Consider the following 22,624-nt stretch of genomic DNA (forward strand, 5'->3'; position numbering starts at 1 on the left):
TCAGCGTCGGGGGATTCCGGTGGACCACAAGGCCCACAGGATGAGCACCGGCTGGAAGAACAAGCGGATCAGGCGCTTACGGTCGGTATCGAGACCGAAGGCGCTGCGCTTGCCGAGATACTGGGCGATGTTGCCCGGGAAGACGGCGGCGAAGAACAGTGCGGCCAGGCGGCCGACACGGACGCGGTCCCGGTTCGCCACGGCGAGTCCGGCGCCGAGCATGATCTCGACACCGCCGGATGCCATGACCACGCCGTCCTTGTCCATCGGCACCCAATCGGGCACCTGGGCCTGGAAGTCCTTGCGGGCCCAGAAGAGATGGCTCAGCCCGGCGAAGACGAGTGAGGCGGCCAGCAGATAACGCGCGAGGGTCCGGGCTCGTGTCGTGGGCGGAGCGGGGGCTTCGGTCGGTGGAGTTATCTGTACATCGCTCATGATCACGAGCGTACGGACTGTACGGTGCTCGCGACGGGGATCGCGTCGCGAGCACCGTAGGTCACATCAGGTGATGCGTTCGAACGGTGTCGGTCGCTGTCAGGCGATGCGCTCGAACGCCGTCGGTCGCTGTCAGGCGATGCGCTCGAACGCCGTCGGTCGCTGTCAGGCGATGCGCTCGAACGCCGTCGGTCGCCGTCAGGCGATGCGCTCGAACGCCGTCGGTCGCCGTCAGGCGATGCGCTCGAATACAGCGGCGAGCCCCTGGCCGCCGCCGATGCACATCGTCTCGAGTCCGTAGCGACCCTCACGGCGGTCGAGTTCGCGCAGCAGGGTGGCGAGGATGCGTCCGCCGGTCGCGCCCACCGGGTGTCCGAGCGAGATGCCGGAGCCGTTGGGGTTCAGGCGCTGGTCGTCGGCTTCGATGCCCCACGAGCGGGTGACCGCGAGGGCCTGGGCGGCGAACGCCTCGTTGAGTTCGATGACGTCCATGTCGGCGAGGGTCAGTCCGAGGCGGCCGAGGGCCTTCTCGCTGGCGGGCACCGGGCCGATGCCCATGGTGCGTGGGGGCACACCGGCCACCGCCCAGCTTGCGAGGCGGGCGAGCGGACGCAGACCCAGCGCGGCGGCCTTCTCGGCGGTGGTGACGATCGCGAGGGCGGCACCGTCGTTCTGGCCGCTGGCGTTGCCGGCGGTGACGGTCGACTCGGGATCGACCTTGCCGCGGATCGGGCGCAGCTTGGCGAGGGTCTCCATCGAGGTGTCGGCGCGGGGGTGCTCGTCGGTGTCGACGACGAGCGGATCGCCCTTGCGCTGCGGCACGGTGACGGGCACGATCTCCTGCGCGAACACACCGTTCTTCTGGGCGGCGACGGCGCGCTGGTGCGACTGCACGGCCAGGGCGTCCTGGTCCTCGCGGCTGATGGAGAACTCGGCGCGCAGGTTCTCGGCGGTCTCGATCATGCCGCCGGGCACGGGGAAGTCACGGCCACCGGCGGTGACGCGGGCCCGGGCCAGACGATCGGACAGGGCGACGGCTTCGCCCTTGACGCCCCAGCGCATGCCGGTGGCGTAGAACTCGGCCTGGCTCATCGACTCGGCACCGCCGGCGAGGATCAGGTCGCTCGCGCCGGTCTGCACCTGCATGACGGCCTGCACGATCGCCTGCAGACCCGAGCCGCAGCGGCGGTCGACCTGCAGGCCCGGAACGTCCACGCCGAGACCGGCGTTGAGGGCGGCGACGCGGCCGAGGGCGGGGGCCTCACCGTTGGGGGAGGCCTGGCCGAGGAAGACGTCGTCGATGTCGGAACCGGTGATGCCGGTGCGTGCGACGAGTTCGCGGATGACGGTGGCCGCGAGATCCTCGGGTGCGATGTCCTTCAGGACACCGCCGAACCTGCCCACCGGGGTGCGCAGGGGTTCGCAGATCACTACGTCGGTCATGATGTACCTCGATCGGGGTTGTTCACTGGTGGGTCTGGGTGCGGGCGAGATCCGTGGAGATCGCTCCGGCGGTGGCGAGCAACGCCGGGACGAGCTCGTCGTGCACGGTTTCCATCCGGTAGCGGGCCGCGTGGGTCGACAGGTTCACCGACGCCACAACGGTTCCCGACGCGTCGCGGATGGGTGCGGCGAGCGAGCGCAGGCCCTCTTCGAGCTCCTGGTCGACGATGCAGTATCCGTTGCGTCGCACCGTGGCGATCTCGGCACGCAGTTCCTCGGCGGTGGTGACGGTGTTGCCGGTGATGGGCGCGAACTCGGCGTGTGCGAGGTAGGCGTCGAGTTCGTCGTCGTCGAGGCCGGCGAGCAACACGCGTCCCATGGAGGTCGCGTACGCGGGGAAGCGGGTGCCGAGGGTGATGGTGACGGTCATGATGCGGCTGACGGGAACTCGCGCGACGTAGACGACGTCGGTGCCGTCGAGCATCGAGACCGAGGTCGATTCCTTGACCTTCTCGGCGAGCGCTTCGAGGTGCGGTCGTGCGACCTCCGGCAGCGTCAATGCCGACAGGTAGCTGTAGCCGAGTTCGAGCACCCGTGGGGTGAGCCAGAACTGGGATCCGTCGGTGCGGACGTAACCGAGTTCGATGAGCGTCAACAGGAATCGACGCGCGGTGGCGCGGGTGAGACCGGTCGCGCGGGCGACGTCGGAGAGCGTCTGCCGCGGGGCGTGCGCACCGAAGGCCTTGATGACCGAGAGGCCACGCGCCAGCGATTGTACGTAATCGGGTGACGCCCCAGGGTTCTCGCGAACGACCTCGGGAGCGGTGAGGTCGGGAGTGCTCACGAGCCCGCGCCTCCCTCGGTGTCGGCGAGTGCCTGCTTGCCGAGCGCGAACGCCCGGTTGCTGTTGGGGACACCCGCGTAGACCGCGGTGTGCAGGAAGACCTCGACGAGATCGTCGGGATCGATCCCGGCGCGCAGGGCGGCACGGATGTGCATGTCGAGTTCGTGCTCGTTGCCGACCGCGGTGAGGATCGCGAGGGTCAGCAGCCGGCGGGTGCGGTGGTCCAGACCCGGGCGTGCCCAGATGTCGCCCCACGCAGTGCGGGTGATGAAATCCTGGAAGGGTCGGGTGAATTCGGTGGCCGACTCGATGGACCGGTCGACGTGCGCGTCGCCGAGGACGGAACGACGCACCCGCAGGCCCTCTTCTAACACCGCGGTGCGGTGCGCGGCGGACGGCGTGGCGCGCGACGAGATGTGTTCGCGGATCAGCTTCGTGACCCGTCCCGCCTGTTCCACATTGGCGAGGTGTGCGCCGGGGGAGAGGACGTGGAAGTCCGAGTCGGCGATCCCGTCGGCCAGCTGCTGCATCGTCGACGGCGGGGTGGCCGGATCCTGCTCACCGGCGATCACCAGCGTGGGCGCGACGATCCGGGCGAGGTCGGGACGGCCGTCCCAGGTCGCCAGTGCCTCGCAGCACGCGGCGTAGCCCTCGTCTGTGGTGCCCTTCACCATCTCGACGTGGCGGGCGACGAGCTCCGGATCGTGTTCGGCCAGTTCGGGAGTGAACCACCGCGAGACGATCGAATCGGCGATGGAGGCCAAGCCGTCGTTGCGGACGGATGCTGCCCGGTCGTACCAGGGCTGGGCGGGCTGGAAGGCCGGCGAGGTGCACAGCAGTGTCAGCGTGTGTACGCGCTCGGGGTGATGCGCGGCGAGCCATTGTCCGACGGCACCGCCGAGCGACAGGCCGACGTAGTGCACAGCGTCGAGTCCGAGTGAGTCGAGCAGGGCGACGACGTCACCGGCGAGCTCCTCGATCGTGTAGGGACCGGACGGGGCAGGGGACGCGCCGTGCCCGCGATGATCGGCCGCGACGATGTTCCAGTCGGTCGCCAGGGCGTGGATCTGCGGTCCCCACATCGACAGGTCCGAACCCAGCGAACCGAGGAACAGGACGGTCGGCTTCGTGGGGTCGCCGTACTGTTCGTAGTTGAGCGTGACGGTCATCGGGCATCTCCTGTGGTTCGGTTCGTGCTGTCGTGACGGGCGAGAACGCGGTCGACGATGTCTGCGGCATGGCCGAGATAGCGCGTGGGATCGAGAAGTTCGCGCACGTCCTGCGGGTCGAGATGGTCGGTGATGGCGGGATCCTCGTCGAGCGACCTGCCGGCGACCGCCGCATCGGTGACGATCGAGCGTGCGTCGTCGGTGTGTTCGGCGAGTGCGGCCGTGACCTTTTCGGCGAGGATCGCTCCGCCGGTGAGGGCGAGATTGCGGTCGAGCGCGTCGGTGTGGACGTGCAGGCCGTTCAGGCTCGTCGAGAGCTGGTGCGCGGCACCGCCGGTGAGGCGCAGGATGTCGGCGAGCGTCTCCCATTCGGCGTGCCAGGCGCCGGCGGCGCGCTGGAACTCGTGGTCGGTCGACGACAGGATCGTCGAGACGAGACCGGGAACGCGCCGGGCGGCGGCACGCGCGGTGATCGCCGCGACGGGATTGCGCTTGTGCGGCATGGCCGACGACCCGCCGGGCGCATCCTCGCTCACCTCACCGAATTCGGTGCTCGCCATGAGTACGACGTCGGTGGCGGGCTTCGCGACCGCGCCTGCGGCGACACCGAGTGCGCTCGCGAGGGTCGTGACGGGGGTGCGGGCGGTGTGCCACGGGGCGACGGGACGCACGAGTCCGAGTAAATCGGCGACGGTGTCGGCGAACGCGAAACCGTCGGGATGGACGGCGGCGAGCGTGCCGGCGGCCCCGCCGTACTGGGCGGGCAGGGTGGACAGGACGCGGTCGAGTTCGACGACGGCGTCGTCGAGGGACAGGAGCCAGCCGGCTGCGAGTGCACCGAAGGTGGTGGGCAGCGCCTGCTGACCGAGCGTGCGCGCGACCATCGGTGTCTCGCGATGGGTGGCGGCGAGACGGGCTGCGCCGTCGGCCGCGGAGCGCAGGTTTGCCAGGGCGATTCCTCCGGCGCGGCGGGCGAGCAGCATCAGCGCGGTGTCGAGCACGTCCTGGCTGGTCGCGCCGACGTGCACGGCCCGCGCGGGGGCGTCGGCGCGCTCGCGCAACAGGGAGACCAGAGGGATGACGGCGTTGCCGCCCGCCGCGGAGCGTCGACCCAGGTCGGCGGGATCGAGTTCCTCGGCGAGGGAAGCCGCGGCTGCCGCGACGGCGTCGGCGTGGGTGTTCTCGACGCGGCCGAGTGCGGCGGCCGCTCGGGTCAGTGCGACCTCTACGTCGAGCAGGGCACCGATCCACGCGCGATCCGACAGGGCGACGCCGAGTTCGTCCGCGCCGAAGACGGGATCGAACAGCGGGCCCCGATATCCGACGCCGGGGGATGAGGGGGACACGGACCTCCGATCCGAAACGTTCGCTATGTGGACGGATGGACGCTATGCGAACAGGCTAGTGCGGCAGTTCTGCGCTCGCAACGATCCTACGCGGATTTGTTCGCATTGCGGACGGGAGTTCACATGACGTACACCTGAGGGTATCGTGGCACACATGGACAAAGTCGTTGCCTCCGCCGCCGAGGCCGTAGCCGACATCCCCGACGGCGTCACGATCGCCGTCGGAGGGTTCGGCCTGGTCGGCATCCCCGAGATCCTCATCAACGCGTTGCTCGAACAGGGCGCCACCGACCTCGAGACCGTCAGCAACAACTGCGGTACCGACGGCTTCGGGCTCGGCCTGCTGCTCGAGAAGGGCCGCATCCGGCGCACCATCTCGTCGTACGTCGGCTCCAACAAGGAGTTCGCACGCCAGTACCTCGCCGGCGAACTCGAAGTCGAGCTCACCCCGCAGGGCACGCTCGCCGAGCGCCTGCGCGCCGGTGGCGCGGGCATCCCCGCCTTCTTCACCCCGGCCGGCGTCGGCACGGCCGTCGAGGAGGGTGGACTTCCGCTGCGCTACGACGGTCACGGCGGCATCGCCCTCGCGTCGCAGCCGAAGGAGACCCGAGAGTTCGACGGCGAGACCTACGTGCTCGAACGCGGCATCGTCGCCGACTACGCACTCGTACACGCCTGGAAGGGCGACCGCCACGGCAACCTCGTCTACCGCGCGAGCGCCCGCAACTTCAACCCGCCGGCCGCCGCCTCGGGTCGCATCACGATCGCGCAGGTCGAGCACCTCGTCGAACCCGGCGAACTCGACCCCAACGAAATCCACACGCCAGGCATCCACGTGCAGCGTGTCGTACACGTCGGCCCCGTCGAGGTCGGCATCGAGAACCGGACGGTGCGCTCATGACACAGGCAACGAAGAAGGGGCTGACCCGCGAGGAGATGGCGGCACGCGTCGCCAAGGAACTCGAGGACGGCCAGTACGTCAACCTCGGAATCGGCATGCCCACCCTCGTGCCGAACTACCTCGAGCCCGGCGTCGAGGTCATCCTGCACTCCGAGAACGGTGTGCTCGGCGTCGGCCCGTACCCGACCGAGGACGAACTCGACCCCGAGCTCATCAACGCCGGCAAGGAGACCATCACCGCGATTCCCGGTGCGTCGTACTTCGACTCGGCGCAGTCGTTCGGCATGATCCGCGGCGGCCAGATCGACGTCGCCGTCCTCGGCGCGATGCAGGTCTCCGCCAAGGGCGACATCGCCAACTGGATGGTGCCCGGCGCGATGGTCAAGGGCATGGGTGGCGCGATGGACCTCGTCCACGGCGCCAAGCGCGTCATCGTGATGATGGATCACGTCACCAAGAAGGGTGATCCGAAGATCCTCGAGGAGTGCGCGCTGCCGCTCACCGGTCGTGGATGCGTGCAGCGCATCATCACCGACCTCGCGGTCATCGACGTCACCGAAGAGGGATTGAAGCTCGTCGAGACGGCGCCCGGTGTGACCACCGAGGACGTCGTCGCAGCGACGGCAGCGAAGCTGATCGTCTGATCGGATATCGACGACGGGGTCGTGCGCGAGGAGATCTCGCGTACGGCCCCGTTCTCGTTCCTCAGTCGTAGTCGTCGTTGTCGGCCGTGAGCTCCGGGGCGTCGGGCTCCGGTTCCTCCCCACCCACCTCCGGGATCAGTTCGTAGCGATGCCCGAACGACTCGGCGAGCGCCTGCAGGATCGCCACCACCGGCACGGACACCAGCGCCCCCACCGGGCCGAACAGTGTGGCACCGACGATCACCGAACCGAACGCCACCGCCGGGTGGATCGACACCGTGCGGGCCGTGATGCGCGGGTGGAGCACATAGTTCTCGATCTGCTGATAGACCGTGCCGAAGGCGATCACCCACACGCCGTCGAGCGGATGCTGCACCGCGGCGATGAGCGCGGGGAGCCCGATCGCCAGATAGGTACCGAGGGTCGGGATGAACTGCGAGACCACCCCGGTCCAGATCGCGAGGGGCAGCCAGTACGGAACCCCGATGATGAGGAAGAAGATTCCGGTGAAGATCGACGCGGCGGCGGCGAGGATCAATCGGGAGACGACGTAGCCGCCGGCCTTCTCCACCGAGGTCTCCCACACGTTCGCGATCAGCTGCTGCTGCCGGGCCGGGAACCAGCTCGCGATCGTCCGGCGCATCTTCGGCCCTTCGGCCGACATGTAGAAGACGAACAGCAGCATCGTCAGGATCTGGAACAGGGCACCGACCAGAGTGCTGAGGACACCGAGGACACCGGGCGTGAAGCGTTGCGCGAGATCGCGAAGCGTATCGGGAGTGATCTTGAGCAGCTCGTCCCCGGTTTTGAAGTTCGTGTCGAAGGTGCGGTTCGCCCAGTCGGTGATGCGCGTGAGCGCGTCCGGCAGTGTGGTGAGCAACTGAGCGATCTGTTCGAACAGGAGCGTGCCGAACACCGCGAAGAACCCGACGGTGAGCAGGATCAGGGAGAACAGCACGAGGCCGGTCCCGGCCCCGCGACGCATCCCGAACCGCTCGAGGCGGTCGACGATCGGTTCGATGGTGATGCTGAACAACCACGCCAGGAACAGCAGGCCGAGGAAGCCCTTCAGGTTGTGGAAGAGCCAACCCGACATCTGATAGAAGGCGACGGCCAGCAGAACACCGACGATCGTGGGCCGGAGCCAGCGGGGAGTTCGTGGACGATCGGCGACGGTTGCGCGCTTGGTCATCACACCCTCCGCTCTGCAGAGACTCTGTGGCGAAATGTACTCGGTGGGCGCTGCCGGGGGGAGCGGTACCGAGACCGAGGGGCAGACACAAAAGAACCGGCCCGGACTCGTGTGAGTCCGGGCCGGTCAGTGGTAGCGGGGACAGGATTCGAACCTGCGACCTCTGGGTTATGAGCCCAGCGAGCTACCGAGCTGCTCCACCCCGCGTTGCATGTCCAACCATACACGACTTCCGAGGGTGCTCTGACCACCCCTCCCCCGGGCCACCCAATCGGAGAGGAGGTTGTGTGCGACTTTCGCGAATTCGACGCACACAACCTCCCCCTCGATTCGACTCCGAAGCCTCCCTTCCGGTTCGCCGATCTCGATCAGCGGGACCTGCGGAGTGTGCCGCGTCACAGGCCCATAGTTTCGGTCCGTAACCAGGTCGCCGTGTCACGGCTGCCTCGAAACCGGTCCGCACGAACAATTTCGAGAGAGGGGCGGCATGCCTGCTGTGTCGAGGAGGTCGCCGATCCGTGCATTGGGTGCAGTGATCGGGACCTGTGCGGTGCTGCTCACCGCATGCGGGTCGACCGCCACCGAGAACTCCGGAGTCGGTGATCCTGCGCTTCCGCTGCACTACGCCACCGTCTTCGGCGTCTCGTCGTTCGATCCGCACAAGACGCGGATCACGAGCGACACCACCATGCTCAACATGGTCTACGACCGCCTCGTCCACCGTGACGCAGCCGGCCAACCGATCCCAGGGCTCGCCGAGTCGTGGGAAATCGACGAGACCACGCTGACACTCCACCTGCGTGACGGGCTGGCTTTCTCCAGTGGCGCCGCCCTCGGCGCCGATGCTGTGGTCGCCAACCTCCGACGTGCTCTCGAGCCCGACTCGATCACGGCACCCATGCTGGCCGGCGTGGTCGGGGTCGACGCAACGGACGACCGCACGGTCGTGCTGACCTTCGACGGTCCGGGCGCGCAGTACGTGCTGGCGTTGTCCGACCTTGCTGGGATGATCGTCGACCCGGACGCATTCGGAAGTCCGGAGAAGGACACCCAACTCGCGCTCACACCCGCCGGTGCAGGGCGCTACGTCCTCGCGGAGTCCCGACCGGGTGCCGAGTACGAGTTCACCGCCAGAGCTGATTATTGGGACCCCGACGCGATCGGCACCGAAACCTTCGTCTGGACCGTGATGACCGATCCGCAGGCGCGTCTGGGCGCCGTGTCGGCAGGGGACATCGATGTCGCAATCACCACGCCGTTGACGATCGACGCAGCCGAACAGCAGGGTCTTCGGGTGGAGACAGCACTTCGGCTCGACCACATGGCGCTCAACTTCAACCGGAAGCGCAGCGAGTTCGGCAACCTCGACGTGCGCAAAGCCATCGCTCACGCGATCGACCGCCAGGCCATCGCGGACACAGCGATGGAGGGTCACGCCGAAGCGGCGACGCAGAATTTCCCGGAGGACTACTTCGCGTACGACCCGGATCTCGCCGACGACTATCCGTACGATCCCGAACGGGCACGACAGTTGCTGTCCGATGCGGGTCTGCCGGAAGGATTCTCGTTCACGGCCATCCTGCTGAATCTGCCAGAGAACGTGCAGGTGGCGCAGATCGTGCAACAACAACTTGCACAGGTCGGCATCGAGATGAAACTCGAACCGTTGCCCCCGTCGGATGCGTCACCGACCTTCTATCGAGGGGACGCCGACGCATTCCTCACGACCTTCACCGGTCGTTCCGATCCGGCGTTGTTGCTGTCCGCGCTCTACGGTGAGAATTCGCCTCAGAACCCCTCCCGTACCACTGCGCCGGGCTTCCAGGAGGCGCTCGACTCCGCCAACCGCGAGACCGACCTGCAGACCCGAGGGGACAAGCTCGGAGAGGTCTCGAAGACCGCCATGGACAATGTCCTCACCGTGCCCTTGGTCTTCTTCGAACTCGGATCGACGCTCTCCGACCAGGTCGTCGGATACGAGACGAACCTGTTGATCGACGAATGGCGTGGCGTCGGTATCGCTTCCTCCTGACCGGCCGCCCACCCCAGAAACGAAGGAATCCCATGTCTCGTAGATCGCTGGTCTCGGTCGTTGCTGCCTTCGCGACCGCACTGCTTCTCGCCGGCTGCGGAACGTCGGCAGCAACCGACGCCACCGCAGAGATCGACCCGCAGGCGACCCTGCGTTATGCCACGACGTACGGTGCGTCGTCCTTCGATCCGCACAAGACGCGGATCACCAGCGATTCGACCATGCTGAATCTCGTCTACGACCGACTGGTGCATCGTGATCGGAACGCGGATCCGGTGCCCGGGCTCGCCGAATCCTGGGAGTTCTCCGAGGACGGATCCACTCTGACGTTGAACTTGCGTCAGGACGTGACCTTCGCGGACGGAACCCCGCTCGACGCACCTGCAGTGGTGGCGAACCTGCGCCGTGCACTGGAGCCCGACTCGATCACGGCCGCGATGCTCGCGGGCGTCGAGTCTGTGGAGGCGGTCGACGCACACACCGTAGCGCTCCGCCTGAACGGTCCGGGCGGGCAACTCGTTCTCACGTTGTCGGACCTTCCGGGAATGATCGTCAACCCCAATGCTTTCGGCACTCCCGACAAGGACGCCGCACTCGTACTCGACCCCGCGGGCGCCGGCCGGTACACCGTGGTCCAGTCCCAGCCGGGTGCCCAGTACCGCTTCGCCGCCCGCGACGACTACTGGGATCGGGAAGCGGTGCAAGCCGCGGAATTCGAGTGGGTCGTCATGACCGATCCGCAGACCCGCGTGAACGCGGTCGCCTCCGACCAGCTCGACGCCGCCATGGCGACACCGATGTCGCTCGATCCCGCCGAACAACAGGGCCTGCAGACGCACGTGCAGACGAGCCTCAACAACTACGTGCTCAACCTGAACCGAACTCGCAGCGAGTTCGGCAAGCTCGAAGTACGACAGGCGCTGGCCCACGCAGTGGACCGGGAGTCGGTCGTGGAGACGGCGCTCGAGGGGCACGGTGAACCCGCGAGCCAGAACTTCCCGGCAGGCTACTTCGCCCATAATGAGGCCCTCGACGGTCAATACGCCTTCGATCCCGACAAAGCGAAGCAGCTGCTCGACGAAGCAGGTGTTCCGGACGGATTCGCCTTCGTAGCAGGTGTTTCCAACCTTCCCGAAAACCAGATGATCGGGCAGATCTTGCAGGAGCAACTGGCGCGCGTCGGTATCACCATGGAGATCCGGTCCATGACGCCGACTGACCTCAACCCCGCGTTCAATCGCGGTGAGCTCGATGCCATTCTCACCACGCTCGTCGGCCGCGCGGACCCCTCGCTACTGCTGACCTCCTTCTACGGTCAGGATTCGCCCCAGAACCCTTCCCGTGACGCGATTCCGGGATTCCGGGAAGCCATGGAAGCGGCCAACCGCGCCACCGACCCCGAGGAGCGCTCGGTGCTGCTCGGCGAGGTGAACGCCGTGGTGATGAATTACGCGGCAATGCTGCCGATCGCCTTCGCCGAGCTCGGTGCCGTCGCATCGGATCGGCTCTCGGGTTACGAGCCCAATCGGGTGGTCGACGAGTGGCGTGGTGTCGGCGTGGCCGCCCCGTGACGTACGGCGCGACGGACAACCTCGCGGCCGTGATCGCACACGGATCATGAATCGAAGGAGCACAGAATGTTTCGACTCATCGGACAGCGGCTGCTGGCGGTCGTCCCGTTGCTGATGATCGCCACGGCCATCACCTTCGGTCTGATCTTCCTGATTCCCGGCGATCCGGCACACCGGATCGCCGGAGAGTCGGCGACACCTCAGCAGATCGAGACGGTCCGTGAGGAGCTCGGCCTCGACCAGCCGGTCCTCGTGCAGTACTTCGACTTCCTGTTCGGACTGGTGCGTGGCGATCTCGGTACGAGTTTCACGTACCAGGCCCCAGTGCTGGAGATGATCGTCGATCGTCTGCCGGTGACGTTCTCGTTGGCGATGGTGGCCGTGGTCGTGGCACTTCTCGTGGGTATTCCGGCAGGAATCATCGGAGGAAGCAGGCCCGGAAGTTGGCAGGACCGTGCCACCGGCGTGGGGTCGACACTCGGCGTCGCTACACCCAACTTCGTCCTGGGTCTGCTCCTCGTGCTCGTCTTCTCCCTGACCCTGCGAGCCCTCCCGGCCACCGGATACACCCCGCTCGCAAAGGGGTTGTGGCCGTGGCTCAGCCACCTGCTGTTGCCGGCGATCGCCCTGGGGTTGGCCGCGGCCGCCGAGATCGCACGCCAATTGCGTAGTTCCATGATCGAAGTGATGCAGCAGGACTACGTTCGTACTGCCACAGCGAAGGGACTGAGCCGGCGCAGTGTCCTGTGGAAGCACGCTCTGAAGAACGCATTCATCCCGACGGCGACCGTCCTGGGCATGCAGATCGCCTTCCTGCTCGGCGGCACAGCCGTCATCGAGTCCGTCTTCGGTCTCAAGGGTCTCGGAGATTTCGCGGTGCAATCGGTGCTCTCCGGAGACCTGCCCGCCATTCAAGGAGTCGTGATCTTCGGCGTGTTCGCCACTGTGATCATGAGTCTGCTCGTCGACATCTCCTACGGCTACCTCAATCCGAGAACAAGGAGCGCCGCATGAGCGACATCACCGTCTCGACGAAGCCGGCAGGCGACACGATCGTAGCCGTCGGCGAATCCCCACGTCACAGGTTCCTTCGCCGATTCCGGAACCGTCCGGGGGCCGTGGTCGCTGCCGTCTTTCTCGTCCTCATCGCGGTTCTCGGACTACTTGCGCCTCTGATTGCTCCGCACGACCCGATCGTGCAGGAGCTGACCGCACGCCGGCTGCCTCCGTTGTCCGACGGATATCTGCTCGGCACCGACAATCTGGGTCGTGACACGCTGTCCCGGTTACTCTACGGTGCGCGTGTCGCAGTCTCGGCGGCGCTCATCTCGGTGTCGGTCGGACTGCTCATCGGTGTCGTGCCTGCCCTGATCGCCGGGTTCCTCGGCGGCTGGTGGGACACGATCCTCTCGCGGGTCGCCGATGCCTTTCTCAGCTTCCCCCCGTTGCTGCTGGCGATGGCCATCGTCGGCGTGATGGGCACCAACCTCACCAACGCGATGATCGCGATCGGAATTGTGTTCGGTCCCAGATTCTTCCGCGTGGTACGCGGGGCTGTGATCGGAGTACGTGAGAGCACCTTCATCGAGGCCTCCCGCAGTATCGGCACTCCGACCGCGCGGATCGTGCGCATGCATGTACTCCCGCACACGCTGTCCCCTTTGATCGTCCAGATCAGCCTGGCGTGCGGGTTCGCGTTGCTCGCCGAGTCGTCGCTCAGTTTTCTCGGGTTGGGTGTCCAGCCGCCCGAGGCGAGTTGGGGTCGCATGCTCGCAGAAGGGCGCGAAGCGTGGAACTACACGGCCTGGCCGGTGGTGATTCCGGCCCTGGTGATCATCCTGGCCGTTCTGGCCTGCAACACCCTCGGTGACGGCATCCGTGACTCGGTGGGCCGCGAGAACCGGAGTGAACGATGACCGAACCATTGCTGCGCGTCGACGGCCTCGGCGTCGAATTTGCGACCGGCTCCGGCTGGACATCGGTCCTGCAGGACGTCTCCTTCGATGTGGCGGCCGGCGAACTCGTCGGGCTCGTCGGTGAATCCGGCTCCGGCAAATCCGTCACCTGTTCGTCCGTCCTACGACTGTTGCCGGCGAATCAGTCCCGCATCGTCTCCGGAGGTATCCGGTTCCGCGGACGTGATCTGCTGACGATGCCGGAACGCGAACTCGCGGACGTACGCGGCAACGACATCGCGATGATCTTCCAGGAACCGATGACGAGTCTGAACCCGGTCTTCACGGTCGGGGACCAGATCTCCGAAGTGGTGCGGCGACACCGAGGCGTGAACCGGAAGGCGGCACTGGCGCGCGCCGTAGAGGTGCTCGACCTCGTCGGTATCCCGAATGCGACCCGCCGAGTGCGTCAATACCCGCACGAGTTCTCGGGCGGTATGCGTCAGAGGGTCATGATCGCGATGGCGCTCGCGTGTGAACCGTCCCTCCTCATCGCGGACGAACCCACAACGGCACTCGACGTCACCATCCAGGCTCAGGTGCTCGATCTGATCAGGGACATGGCAGAACGGTTCGAGATGGGCGTGCTGTTCGTGACACACGATCTCGGGGTGGTGGCCGATCTGTGCACCGAGGTGGTGGTCATGTATGCCGGACAGGTGGTCGAGAAGGCCCGCACCGAAGAACTGTTCGCGGCTCCGAAGCACCCGTACACACAAGGTCTGCTGCGGTCGGTCCCGACCATCGACGGACGCAGCGATCTGCACACCATCCCCGGCGCTCCGCCCGCACCCGGATCGATGCCGAGGGGGTGCCGCTTCGGACCACGCTGTGCGCATCGCCGCGACGAATGCGATGCCGTGATACCGCTTCACGTGCTTGAGAGCGAGCGCATGTCTCGCTGTGCACGGGTGACCGATCTGATGCTGGAGGGAAACCGATGACCGTCGAACTCACCGCCGTCGAGACGAAGCAACCATTGCTGACGGTGCGTGGGCTGCGCGTGGAGTTTCCCGTCGGTCGCCGAACGGCGCGCCGGAAGCAGATAGTACGCGCCGTGGATGAGGTCGATTTCGACATCTTCCCTGGTGAGACGTTCGCCTTGGTCGGTGAGTCGGGTTCGGGCAAGTCGACGACGGCCCGTGGAATCCTGCGGCTCGTCGATGTCGCTCAGGGATCCGTCGTGCTCGACGGTGTAGACGTGACCGCACTGAGCAGAAGTGAACTCCGCACCGCCAGACGCCATATGCAGATGGTCTTCCAGGATCCCTATTCCTCGTTGGATCCCTCGCACACGGTCGGGGATGCGATCGCCGAGCCCCTGCAAGTACATACCGATCTCTCCGATGACGACCGACGCCGCAAGGTCGGTCGGCTGCTCGAGCAGGTCGGTTTGCGCGCGGAGCACGCCGATCGGTATCCCTACGAGTTCTCCGGTGGACAGCGCCAGCGCATCGCCATCGCGCGTGCCATCGCCGTGGAACCGAAGTTGGTGATCGCGGACGAGGCCGTCAGCGCGCTCGACGTCTCGACGCAGAATCAGGTCATCGCGCTGCTCGAACAGCTCTCCGCGGAACTGGGCATCGCCTACCTGTTCATAGCGCACGATCTGGCGGTGGTGCGTCACATCGCCCACACCACGGCCGTGATGTATCTCGGGCGAATCGTCGAATGGGGACCGACGGAACGTCTGTTCACCGAACCGGCGCATCCGTACACGCAAGCATTGCTGTCCGCGGTCCCCGTCCCGGACCCGGCACGGCAACGCCGCCGAGAGCGCATTCGCCTGAGTGGAGAACTGCCCGATCCGGCGAACCCGCCGACAGGGTGCGCCTTCAGCACCCGTTGCCCACTGGTCATGCCGGTGTGCCGGGAGAGTCGACCGGCTGTCACAGAAGTGGCAGGAGGGGGACAGGTCGCCTGCCACGTGCACCCATCAGAACAACGGCCCGCCCCCGAAGATGTCCCGGTGTGAATCGGGTTGGTTGCCTTCGACGTCCACGATGCCGTAGTCGAGTGCGGTCTCGGCGGTGATGAGGGTGCGGCCGCTGCGCGCGTTCACCTCGGGGTCGGCTGCGAGCGCGACGATCACCCGTCCGATGAACTCCGGTGTCTCGGCGTTGGCCAACGAGAAGCCCTCGAAGTTGTCGATGCCTCGGGCGAGCATGGCTTCGTTCTTCACCAGTCCCGGCCACAGCGACAGGGTGGTCACCCCGGTACCCCGGAGTTCGACGGCCATGTCGGCGGCCATCTTGTCCAGGCCGGCCTTCGACATGCCGTACAGCACCGAATGCAGGTACCCGCGGGTGCCGAACGACGAGATGTTGACGATCATCCCGTTGTTGCGCGGCACCATCAGCTGCGCGGCCTCGGCGGAGGCGACGTAGTGCGCGCGGAGACCGACGCCGATCAGACTGTCCCAGTCGCTGATCGGGCGTTTCCAGAACGGCTCGGAGAATCCCGCGAACCCCGGCGGTGACGCCCACACGTTGTTGACGAGCAGGTCGAGGCGGGAGTCCTGCTCGTCGGCGATCCGGCGGAACAGCCCGTGAATCTGTGCGTCGTCGCGGTGGTCGCACTGCACGGCGATACCTCGTCCGCCGCGTTCGGTGACCTCCGCCGCGGTGCGGTCGAGTGGTCCGTCGACACCGACGGGACCGCGGGCGGTGACGTAGACGGTCCAGCCGTCGGAGCCGAGCGCGCACGCGATGCCCTTGCCCACGCTGCGACTCGCGCCGGTGACCAGCGCGACCTTTGCTTCTGCCATCACTGCACCACTTCCACGTCGTCGGTGAGAGCCCGCTGGATCGACCACAGCACCTTCACGTGGCAGCGGGAGATCTTCCATTCACCGTTCTCGACCACGTAGTCGTCGTCGTAGTCGAGCGCGGTGACCCGTTCGGTGCGCGCACGCAGATCCACCTGCCGGAACCGCAGCGTCCAGGCGCCGGTCGCGGTGTCGGGCCCGGTCAGGTGAATGCTCGGATGCATGCCGTGATGCATGTCGAGCACGACGTAGCGGTCGTCGACCCGTTCGAGAGCGATCCGGGAGTAGATGTCGACCAGGGCGTCGGCGTCGTCGAAGCTACCCAGCGCCGGTCCGTAGTAGATGTCGGCGCCCTGCGCGACGAAGCACCTGCGCATCGCGTCCGGGTCCTTGGCATCGCACGCCCGGAAGTAGCGATGCTTGAGCATCCTGATCTCTTCGAGAGCTTCGAGCCGGGCCAACCGTTGTTCGACGGTGTCCATCAGGGTGCCTTCCGGTCGGGGACGAACGGTGTCCCGGACCCTAGCCCGCAACCATGGGACCAGAAGAGCGATACTCCCACTCACCGGGCGGGCGCACGCGTCTCAGCCCTTCAACTTCCATTCCGCGAGATCGACTGCGGTGGAGATCGCTTCGAGCAGCACGGCCATGCGTTCGGCCGGACCCGGCGCGGCGAGAACCGCATAGCGGTCCGCTTCCCCCATCGGCACGTACCGGGCGAGCGCGAACAGTCGCGCCCCCGGATCCTCCGGTAGTTCGGTGGTGGCGGGAGGCAGCGGGGCCCGGCCGCCCGTGAGGCGGTCGAGCACCCCGTACAGCCGGCCCATCGGTCCGGTGATCGCGGCGAAATCCACCGGCCCCGAATCGGTGTCGGGCCAGGGCTCCACCTCGGCGAGGGGGTAGGGATCGTCGGGCAGCCATCGGGTGACGCGAATACGCTCCTCTGCAATGCATTCGAGTTCGCGACGACCCGCACCGACCTCGGTGTCGACCATGATCCGCGCGACGGTGCCGACGTCGTGTCGCTGCTCGCCTCCGCCCACTTCGTGTCCTCGGGCGATGAGGACGACCCCGAAGAGAGGGCCGTCCGGTGATGCCGTGCAGTCCTGGACGAGCTGCTGATATCTCGGCTCGAAGATGCGCAACGGAAGGTCGGATCCGGGAAGCAGCGCGGTGCCGAGCGGGAACATGGGCAGTGTCGGCATCAGGGCATCCTCAGGCGCGGGGTCGGGGGAGCGGGGATCGGTTCGTCGCGAGCGATCTCGGTGAGCAGATGATCGGCCCAGCTCGCGAGGCCGTCGATGTCGAGCCGGTAGGGCGGTTCGTCCTCGTAGTGCCGCACCCGCGCCTGTCCCTGCTTCAGCAGCGACGCTGCGCCGGTGGGGTTGCCCCGGAGCAGGTGGGTCAGCCCCACGGCGAGCTGGGCGAGGCCCTGCCAGAGGGGACGTTCCTCGGGTGGTGCCTTCTTCCACATCGCCTCGAAGACCTCGTGGGCGTGGAACGGAAAACCGTGGTCGAGGAGACGCTGACCTTCGGCGATGGTCTCCTCGACATCCAGATCGATGTCTTCGGGAACACGTTCGACGCCTTCTTCGCCCGGCGGCAACGGACGCCCCAGGGCGTCGCGCGGACGCGCGTTCTGCGGCCTGCCGTCGGGTGTGCGGTCCCGGTCCGTCATGTCGCCAGCCTAGACGAACGGCCGGTTCGGGAAGGGATCACTGCCGTCGCAGGACGCCGCTCCGATCCTCGTGCGGCGGCTTGCGCACCCGGGACAGCTGCGCCGACAGTTCCCGGACGAATGCGTCGACGGTGCCCGGCGCGACGCGGAGGTCAGGGCCAGGGAGGAAGAGGTACCGGCCGTCGCCCACGACGTCGAACCAGCCGATGTCGGCGACGGGCGCGTACCCCGGATTCGAGTACCGCAGGATGCGGATGCTGCCGGTGGCCGAGCGTTCGCGACGCAGCAACCGGCGCAACGACTCTGCGTACGTGCCACCCGCCGGACGACGGACAGCGCCGAACTCGGCCGGCTCGAGCACATCCCGGCTCGGCGCGGTGCGTGCCGGTTCGCGGCCCGCCGCCACGACCCGCAGGTGTCCGACGATCGCACCCGCGAGATCGGTGGTCGTGGTGATGCGGATGTCGCCCGCGCCGGGAGCCTGATGGGCAAGGACGGCCTCCTCGCCGGTCGCGGCGGCACGGACGAAGACCTCGCAGTTCGGATCGGTGGAGCGGCCGTAGACCTCCACCGCGACCTCCCCGGTCAGCAGGATCCGCATCGCGTCGTCGAGGGCGGGGTCGGGAGTCTCGTGCAGCCACGCGCGAGCGGCCTGCAGGTTCGCGGCGTGCTCGTCCTCCCACATCGCCGAGGTGCGATAGCGCAGAGGGAAGGGGAACTCGTCGCCACCCGCAGCAGTCCACGACGCCAGGAATCGATCGGGTGTCAGATACCGGTCCACAGCGCTCAGGCCCCCAGAACCGGCGGAGCGGTGTCGGGCAACGACCCGATCAGTTCGTTCCCGTTCTCACCGGTGACGAGATAACCGGCCGCCCGTTTGTCCTGCTCGTCGCCGCGGGACGAGGCGGGTGCCATGCCGGGCATCATGCCGAACGGGCGCACACCGGCACCGCGAGTCGCGGCGGCGCCGGACTGGCCGGCAGCACCGCCGGTGGGTGCGGCTCCCGCGACGAGCGGAGCGGGACCCGCCGCGGGCGATGCGCCACCGGCCGACCCGACGCCACCGGCGCCCGGTAGGCCACCTCCGACACCTGCACCCGATCCAGAGGAAGGTGAGCCATACGACTGACCGGTCGGGCTTCCCAGGGCGCCGCTCGCTGCCGGGGAGGTGGATGCAGGAGTGGTCGCAGCAGGATCGTTCGAGACCGCCCTACCTGCCGAATCCGAACCTTCCGGCCGGCCGTCCATGCTTTCGCCGGGCGTCGGAGCGCCCGTACGGTTCTCCGCTTCCGTGGCGGTCTGCCCAGCCGGATGTTCTCCGTCCCCGCCCGGGATTGCCGTCGGGTCGCCGGCGGTCCGGGCGCCGCCGACACCCGGTGTGCCGTAGCCCTGAGGAACGAATGTCTCGGTGGCACGGCTCGTGGTGGCGGCATACGGGGAGGGCAGGACCGGAACCGCCGTGCCGGAATCGCGGTAGTACGGCTTGTAGAGGGCTTCCATCACCCGCACGGCCTGGGCGCGAACGGCCTCTTCCTGCCGGGCGGCGGCAGTACCCGCGACGGGATCGAGCGCGTACAGGACCGACGACGTGTTCACCGTGGGTGGAGGCACGGACGCTCGCACCCGCTCGCCGACGTCGGCGGCGATGCGGAGTTTCTCGGACGTCGCGCGTGCAGCATCGGACAACTGTTGGGCGGATTCGCCGAATCGCACCGTCGCGTCCATCGCGGCCTCGGCCGCCGGACCCTCCCAGTGCTGGCCGATGAGTTTGCGGATCATCAGCGTTCCCCACGCGACGGTGAGGCTGAAACCCTTTCCGAGTTCGGCCCATTCGGTGGCCAGGGTGGTCATCGCGACGGGATTGATGCTCTGGGCGAGCCGGTGGATGTCGGCATGCTCCATGCCGTGGAAGTTCTCGAACGCTGCGATGTATTCGGGATCGACTCCCGCGTCGATGCGCGCGGCGAGCGTGTCGTAGTTGGACTGCCGGCGGGAGACGGAATCGGGGACCGGGGCGTCGACCCCGAGCGACACCAGTAGTCGGTCGACGACGTTGTCATTCGTGGACATGGACGACAGCTCCCCCTCGATGCTCTCGCGTCTCGAGGAGCCGACGGCGGCGCAATATCCCCCTGCCCACGTAGATCCCCCCGATCAGATGGTGGCGACGATGCTAACGCACGGCACCGACCAGACGCAGGGCAAGATCGGCATACAGGTCGCTGATCGTCGCGGCGTCGTCGTAGCGGCCCGAGGGATACCAGCGACAGACGTCGACGCAGAGCGACATCAGGGCGAGAGTGACACCTTCGGCGTCCGGAAGGGTGAACTCGCCCGAGACGTGGCCGGCGTCCACGACACCCCGCACGACCTGCGTGATCTGCCGTCGTAGTCCGACGATCGTGCGGTAGTGGTCGCGGTCGAGCGCGGCCAGTTCGTACTGGATCACGCGGCTCCACCGGTGGTTCTCCGCTTGCCAGGCGGCGAAGCGTCCGATGACGGAGGCGAGCCGGTCGGACGGTTCGGAATCGGGGCGGTCGGCGTTCTCGACAACCTGCAGGGCGAGGGCGTGGCCCTCGTAGGCGATGGCGAAGAGCAGCTCTTCCTTGGACGCGTAGTGCGGATACATCGCGGCGGGACTCATGCCGAGTCGCGCAGTGATCCGGCGCGTCGTGGTGCCGCCGTAGCCGTGTTCCGCGAACTCCTCTATCGCGGCCGTGCGGATGCGAGCAGCGGCCTTGGATCCGCCGACGACGTCGTCCCATGTATCACTCACGAGGGCACTTCCGTTCTGTCCGGTTGTGTTGACAAGTCCGCTACGGCATCGCACGATAAGCGAGCGCTTAGAAATAAGCCAGTGCTTATCGACTTGGTAACGGTGGGTGCGGCGCGGGGTTCTCTCCGTGCTGCAACGCCTGCGGCCGCATAGGATCCGCCGAAGAGAGGAATAGGGCCAGGCTCTGAAAGGCAGTGCTGTCCAATCAAATTGGATACAGGCTGTTTGGTGGATGAGAAGACGGTCGGCTATACAGTTCCTGTAGGCCCCGTCACAGCGAGGAGATGACGTATGTCCGTGCTCGACCGCTTCCGTCTCGACGGCCGCGTTGCCATCGTCACCGGTGCCTCTTCGGGCCTCGGTGTCGCATTCGCCCGAGGGCTGGCCGAAGCAGGAGCCGACGTCGTGCTCGCCGCACGCCGCGTCGACCGCCTCGAGAAGACCGCCGAGCTGGTCCGGGAGGCCGGACGGCAGGCCGTCACGGTCGAGACCGACATCGCGGATCCCGAACAGGCGCAGCGCATGGTCGACCGGGCGGTCGAGCAACTCGGCCGGGTGGACATCCTCATCAACAATGCCGGTATCGGCACCGCCGTCCCCGCCACCAAGGAGACCCCCGAGCAGTTCCGTCAGGTCATCGACATCAACCTGAACGGATCCTATTGGGCGGCACAGGCCGTCGGCCGTGTGATGCAACCCGGTAGCTCGATCGTCAACATCTCGTCGGTCCTCGGTCTCACCACGGCCGGCCTGCCGCAGGCCGCGTACTCGGCCAGCAAGGCGGGCGTCATCGGCCTCACGCGCGACCTGGCCCAGCAGTGGGGAGCGCGCAAGGGAATCCGCGTCAACGCCATCGCACCCGGCTTCTTCCACACGGAGATGACGGACGAGTACCAGCCCGGCTACCTCGACTCGATGAAGCAGCGAATCATCCTCGGCCGGACCGGGGATGCCGAGGAGATCGCGGCCACCGCGGTCTGGCTGGCGTCCGACGCCGCCGCCTACGTCACCGGTCAGACAATCGCCGTGGACGGCGGACTCACCATCACCTGACGGCACCACCCATCCCCCTACGGAGGAACGCTATGAGCACACAGCCCCGCACTGCCCTCGTCACCGGAGCCGCACGCGGCATCGGCGCAGCCGTCGCCAAGCGGCTCGCCGGCGACGGCTACCAGGTCGCCGTCCTCGACCTCGACGAATCCGCCTGCAAGGACACCGTTTCGGCCATCGAGTCCGCCGGCGGCAAGGCGCTCGCCGTGGGCGCCGATGTCTCCGACGAGAAGTCCGTCGCCGCTGCCGTCGAGAAGGTCGCCACCGAGCTCGGCGAACCCACCGTACTGATCAACAACGCCGGCATCACCCGCGACAACCTGCTGTTCAAGATGACGGTCGAGGACTGGGACGCCGTCATGAACGTGCACCTGCGCGGCGCCTTCCTCATGACGCGTGCCGTCCAGAGCTACATGGTCGACGCCAAGTTCGGCCGCATCGTCAACCTCTCCAGCACGTCGGCTCTCGGCAACCGTGGCCAGGTCAACTACTCCGCTGCCAAGGCCGGCATGCAGGGCTTCACGAAGACCCTCGCGATCGAGCTGGGCAAGTTCGGCGTCACTGCCAACGCCATCGCGCCGGGCTTCATCGCCACCGAGATGACCGCCGCGACCGCCGAGCGTCTCGGCCTGTCGTTCGACGACTTCAAGTCGAACATCGCGTCCAACATCCCGGTCGGCCGTATCGGCGAGGTCGACGACATCGCCCACACCGCATCGTTCCTCGCGTCCGAGGGTGCGGGCTTCGTGTCCGGTCAGGTCATCTACGTGGCCGGTGGCCCGAAGGCCTGATCCTCTTCCATACGTCCGCGGCGCCGC

At 67.1% G+C, this 22,624-nt stretch carries 23 protein-coding genes and 1 tRNA gene; 10 read left to right on the plus strand and 14 right to left on the minus strand.

Annotation, left to right across the window (positions count from 1 at the left end; all coding sequences use genetic code 11):
* The 5 genes from ACNJ7K_RS08345 to pcaB form a co-directional block, all read right to left on the minus strand.
* Nucleotides 1-435: a DoxX family protein gene (locus ACNJ7K_RS08345; protein ID WP_174246971.1), complete on the minus strand. Its 435-nt coding sequence runs from the start codon at nt 433-435 to the stop codon at nt 1-3.
* A 231-nt stretch (nt 436-666) separates the two neighbouring features.
* On the minus strand, nt 667-1,878 hold the full coding sequence (locus ACNJ7K_RS08350) for an acetyl-CoA C-acetyltransferase (RefSeq protein ID WP_159417277.1): 1,212 nt from the start codon (nt 1,876-1,878) through the stop codon (nt 667-669).
* 22 nt (nt 1,879-1,900) lie between these two features.
* Nucleotides 1,901-2,722, minus strand: a complete 822-nt coding sequence (locus tag ACNJ7K_RS08355) for an IclR family transcriptional regulator (RefSeq protein WP_159417278.1) — start codon at nt 2,720-2,722, stop codon at nt 1,901-1,903.
* A complete protein-coding gene (gene pcaDC, locus ACNJ7K_RS08360; RefSeq protein WP_487041468.1) occupies nt 2,719-3,891 on the minus strand; it encodes a bifunctional 3-oxoadipate enol-lactonase/4-carboxymuconolactone decarboxylase PcaDC in 1,173 nt (390 codons plus the stop codon). The genes ACNJ7K_RS08355 and pcaDC overlap by 4 nt, the downstream gene beginning before the upstream one ends.
* Nucleotides 3,888-5,237, minus strand: a complete 1,350-nt coding sequence (pcaB, locus tag ACNJ7K_RS08365) for a 3-carboxy-cis,cis-muconate cycloisomerase (RefSeq protein ID WP_159417280.1) — start codon at nt 5,235-5,237, stop codon at nt 3,888-3,890. Before pcaB ends, pcaDC begins: the two co-directional genes overlap by 4 nt.
* Nucleotides 5,238-5,391: 154 nt before the next feature.
* On the opposite strand from pcaB, the gene ACNJ7K_RS08370 reads away from it, so the two are divergent.
* Nucleotides 5,392-6,138 carry a CoA transferase subunit A gene (locus ACNJ7K_RS08370; protein WP_016695872.1) on the plus strand — a complete coding sequence of 249 codons (747 nt, stop codon included), beginning with the start codon at nt 5,392-5,394 and terminating at the stop codon, nt 6,136-6,138.
* Complete coding sequence (locus ACNJ7K_RS08375) at nt 6,135-6,782, plus strand: CoA transferase subunit B (protein ID WP_159417281.1); 648 nt, start codon at nt 6,135-6,137, stop codon at nt 6,780-6,782. Before ACNJ7K_RS08370 ends, ACNJ7K_RS08375 begins: the two co-directional genes overlap by 4 nt.
* Nucleotides 6,783-6,843: 61 nt before the next feature.
* On the opposite strand, the gene ACNJ7K_RS08380 is transcribed toward ACNJ7K_RS08375, so the two are convergent.
* Nucleotides 6,844-7,974 (minus strand): AI-2E family transporter, encoded by a 1,131-nt coding sequence (locus ACNJ7K_RS08380; RefSeq protein ID WP_230790030.1) that lies wholly within the window; start codon nt 7,972-7,974, stop codon nt 6,844-6,846.
* A gap of 130 nt (nt 7,975-8,104) precedes the next feature.
* Nucleotides 8,105-8,181: transfer RNA gene (locus ACNJ7K_RS08385), tRNA-Met, on the minus strand.
* A 280-nt stretch (nt 8,182-8,461) separates the two neighbouring features.
* Between ACNJ7K_RS08385 and ACNJ7K_RS08390 the strand changes: the two genes are divergently transcribed.
* From ACNJ7K_RS08390 to ACNJ7K_RS08415, 6 genes are all read left to right on the plus strand, one after another.
* The gene (locus ACNJ7K_RS08390; protein ID WP_487041469.1) at nt 8,462-10,006 is read left to right on the plus strand and encodes an ABC transporter substrate-binding protein; all 1,545 of its coding nucleotides are present in this window, start codon (nt 8,462-8,464) and stop codon (nt 10,004-10,006) included.
* 32 nt (nt 10,007-10,038) lie between these two features.
* Entirely contained in the window at nt 10,039-11,577 is a 1,539-nt protein-coding gene (locus tag ACNJ7K_RS08395; protein ID WP_487041470.1) for an ABC transporter substrate-binding protein, read from the plus strand.
* 66 nt (nt 11,578-11,643) lie between these two features.
* Nucleotides 11,644-12,591 carry an ABC transporter permease gene (locus ACNJ7K_RS08400; protein WP_016695867.1) on the plus strand — a complete coding sequence of 316 codons (948 nt, stop codon included), beginning with the start codon at nt 11,644-11,646 and terminating at the stop codon, nt 12,589-12,591.
* Nucleotides 12,588-13,493 carry an ABC transporter permease gene (locus tag ACNJ7K_RS08405; RefSeq protein ID WP_159417283.1) on the plus strand — a complete coding sequence of 302 codons (906 nt, stop codon included), beginning with the start codon at nt 12,588-12,590 and terminating at the stop codon, nt 13,491-13,493. Before ACNJ7K_RS08400 ends, ACNJ7K_RS08405 begins: the two co-directional genes overlap by 4 nt.
* Complete coding sequence (locus tag ACNJ7K_RS08410; protein ID WP_487041471.1) at nt 13,490-14,476, plus strand: ABC transporter ATP-binding protein; 987 nt, start codon at nt 13,490-13,492, stop codon at nt 14,474-14,476. Before ACNJ7K_RS08405 ends, ACNJ7K_RS08410 begins: the two co-directional genes overlap by 4 nt.
* A complete protein-coding gene (locus ACNJ7K_RS08415; RefSeq protein WP_487041472.1) occupies nt 14,473-15,507 on the plus strand; it encodes an ABC transporter ATP-binding protein in 1,035 nt (344 codons plus the stop codon). The genes ACNJ7K_RS08410 and ACNJ7K_RS08415 overlap by 4 nt, the downstream gene beginning before the upstream one ends.
* Here the strand turns inward: ACNJ7K_RS08415 and ACNJ7K_RS08420 are convergent.
* The 7 genes from ACNJ7K_RS08420 to ACNJ7K_RS08450 form a co-directional block, all read right to left on the minus strand.
* Nucleotides 15,469-16,299, minus strand: a complete 831-nt coding sequence (locus ACNJ7K_RS08420) for an SDR family NAD(P)-dependent oxidoreductase (RefSeq protein ID WP_487041473.1) — start codon at nt 16,297-16,299, stop codon at nt 15,469-15,471. The two genes, ACNJ7K_RS08415 and ACNJ7K_RS08420, sit on opposite strands and share 39 nt — an antisense overlap.
* Nucleotides 16,299-16,781 carry a nuclear transport factor 2 family protein gene (locus ACNJ7K_RS08425; protein WP_487041474.1) on the minus strand — a complete coding sequence of 161 codons (483 nt, stop codon included), beginning with the start codon at nt 16,779-16,781 and terminating at the stop codon, nt 16,299-16,301. Before ACNJ7K_RS08425 ends, ACNJ7K_RS08420 begins: the two co-directional genes overlap by 1 nt.
* A 102-nt stretch (nt 16,782-16,883) precedes the next feature.
* A complete protein-coding gene (locus tag ACNJ7K_RS08430; RefSeq protein WP_487041475.1) occupies nt 16,884-17,504 on the minus strand; it encodes an LON peptidase substrate-binding domain-containing protein in 621 nt (206 codons plus the stop codon).
* Entirely contained in the window at nt 17,504-17,977 is a 474-nt protein-coding gene (locus ACNJ7K_RS08435; protein ID WP_059382714.1) for a DUF309 domain-containing protein, read from the minus strand. The genes ACNJ7K_RS08430 and ACNJ7K_RS08435 overlap by 1 nt, the downstream gene beginning before the upstream one ends.
* A 37-nt stretch (nt 17,978-18,014) precedes the next feature.
* A complete protein-coding gene (locus tag ACNJ7K_RS08440; RefSeq protein WP_487041476.1) occupies nt 18,015-18,758 on the minus strand; it encodes an ESX secretion-associated protein EspG in 744 nt (247 codons plus the stop codon).
* Nucleotides 18,759-18,763: 5 nt separating this feature from the next.
* Nucleotides 18,764-20,047, minus strand: a complete 1,284-nt coding sequence (locus tag ACNJ7K_RS08445; RefSeq protein WP_487041477.1) for a PPE domain-containing protein — start codon at nt 20,045-20,047, stop codon at nt 18,764-18,766.
* Nucleotides 20,048-20,150: 103 nt separating this feature from the next.
* Nucleotides 20,151-20,753, minus strand: a complete 603-nt coding sequence (locus ACNJ7K_RS08450; RefSeq protein WP_085470413.1) for a TetR/AcrR family transcriptional regulator — start codon at nt 20,751-20,753, stop codon at nt 20,151-20,153.
* Between the two features lie 291 nt (nt 20,754-21,044).
* Between ACNJ7K_RS08450 and ACNJ7K_RS08455 the strand changes: the two genes are divergently transcribed.
* On the plus strand, nt 21,045-21,806 hold the full coding sequence (locus ACNJ7K_RS08455) for an SDR family NAD(P)-dependent oxidoreductase (protein ID WP_085470412.1): 762 nt from the start codon (nt 21,045-21,047) through the stop codon (nt 21,804-21,806).
* Between the two features lie 32 nt (nt 21,807-21,838).
* The gene (gene fabG / locus ACNJ7K_RS08460; protein WP_159417290.1) at nt 21,839-22,597 is read left to right on the plus strand and encodes a 3-oxoacyl-ACP reductase FabG; all 759 of its coding nucleotides are present in this window, start codon (nt 21,839-21,841) and stop codon (nt 22,595-22,597) included.
* Nucleotides 22,598-22,624: the final 27 nt, after the last annotated feature.

Source organism: Rhodococcus shunpengi (assembly GCF_048381395.1).
Lineage (GTDB): Bacteria > Actinomycetota > Actinomycetes > Mycobacteriales > Mycobacteriaceae > Rhodococcus.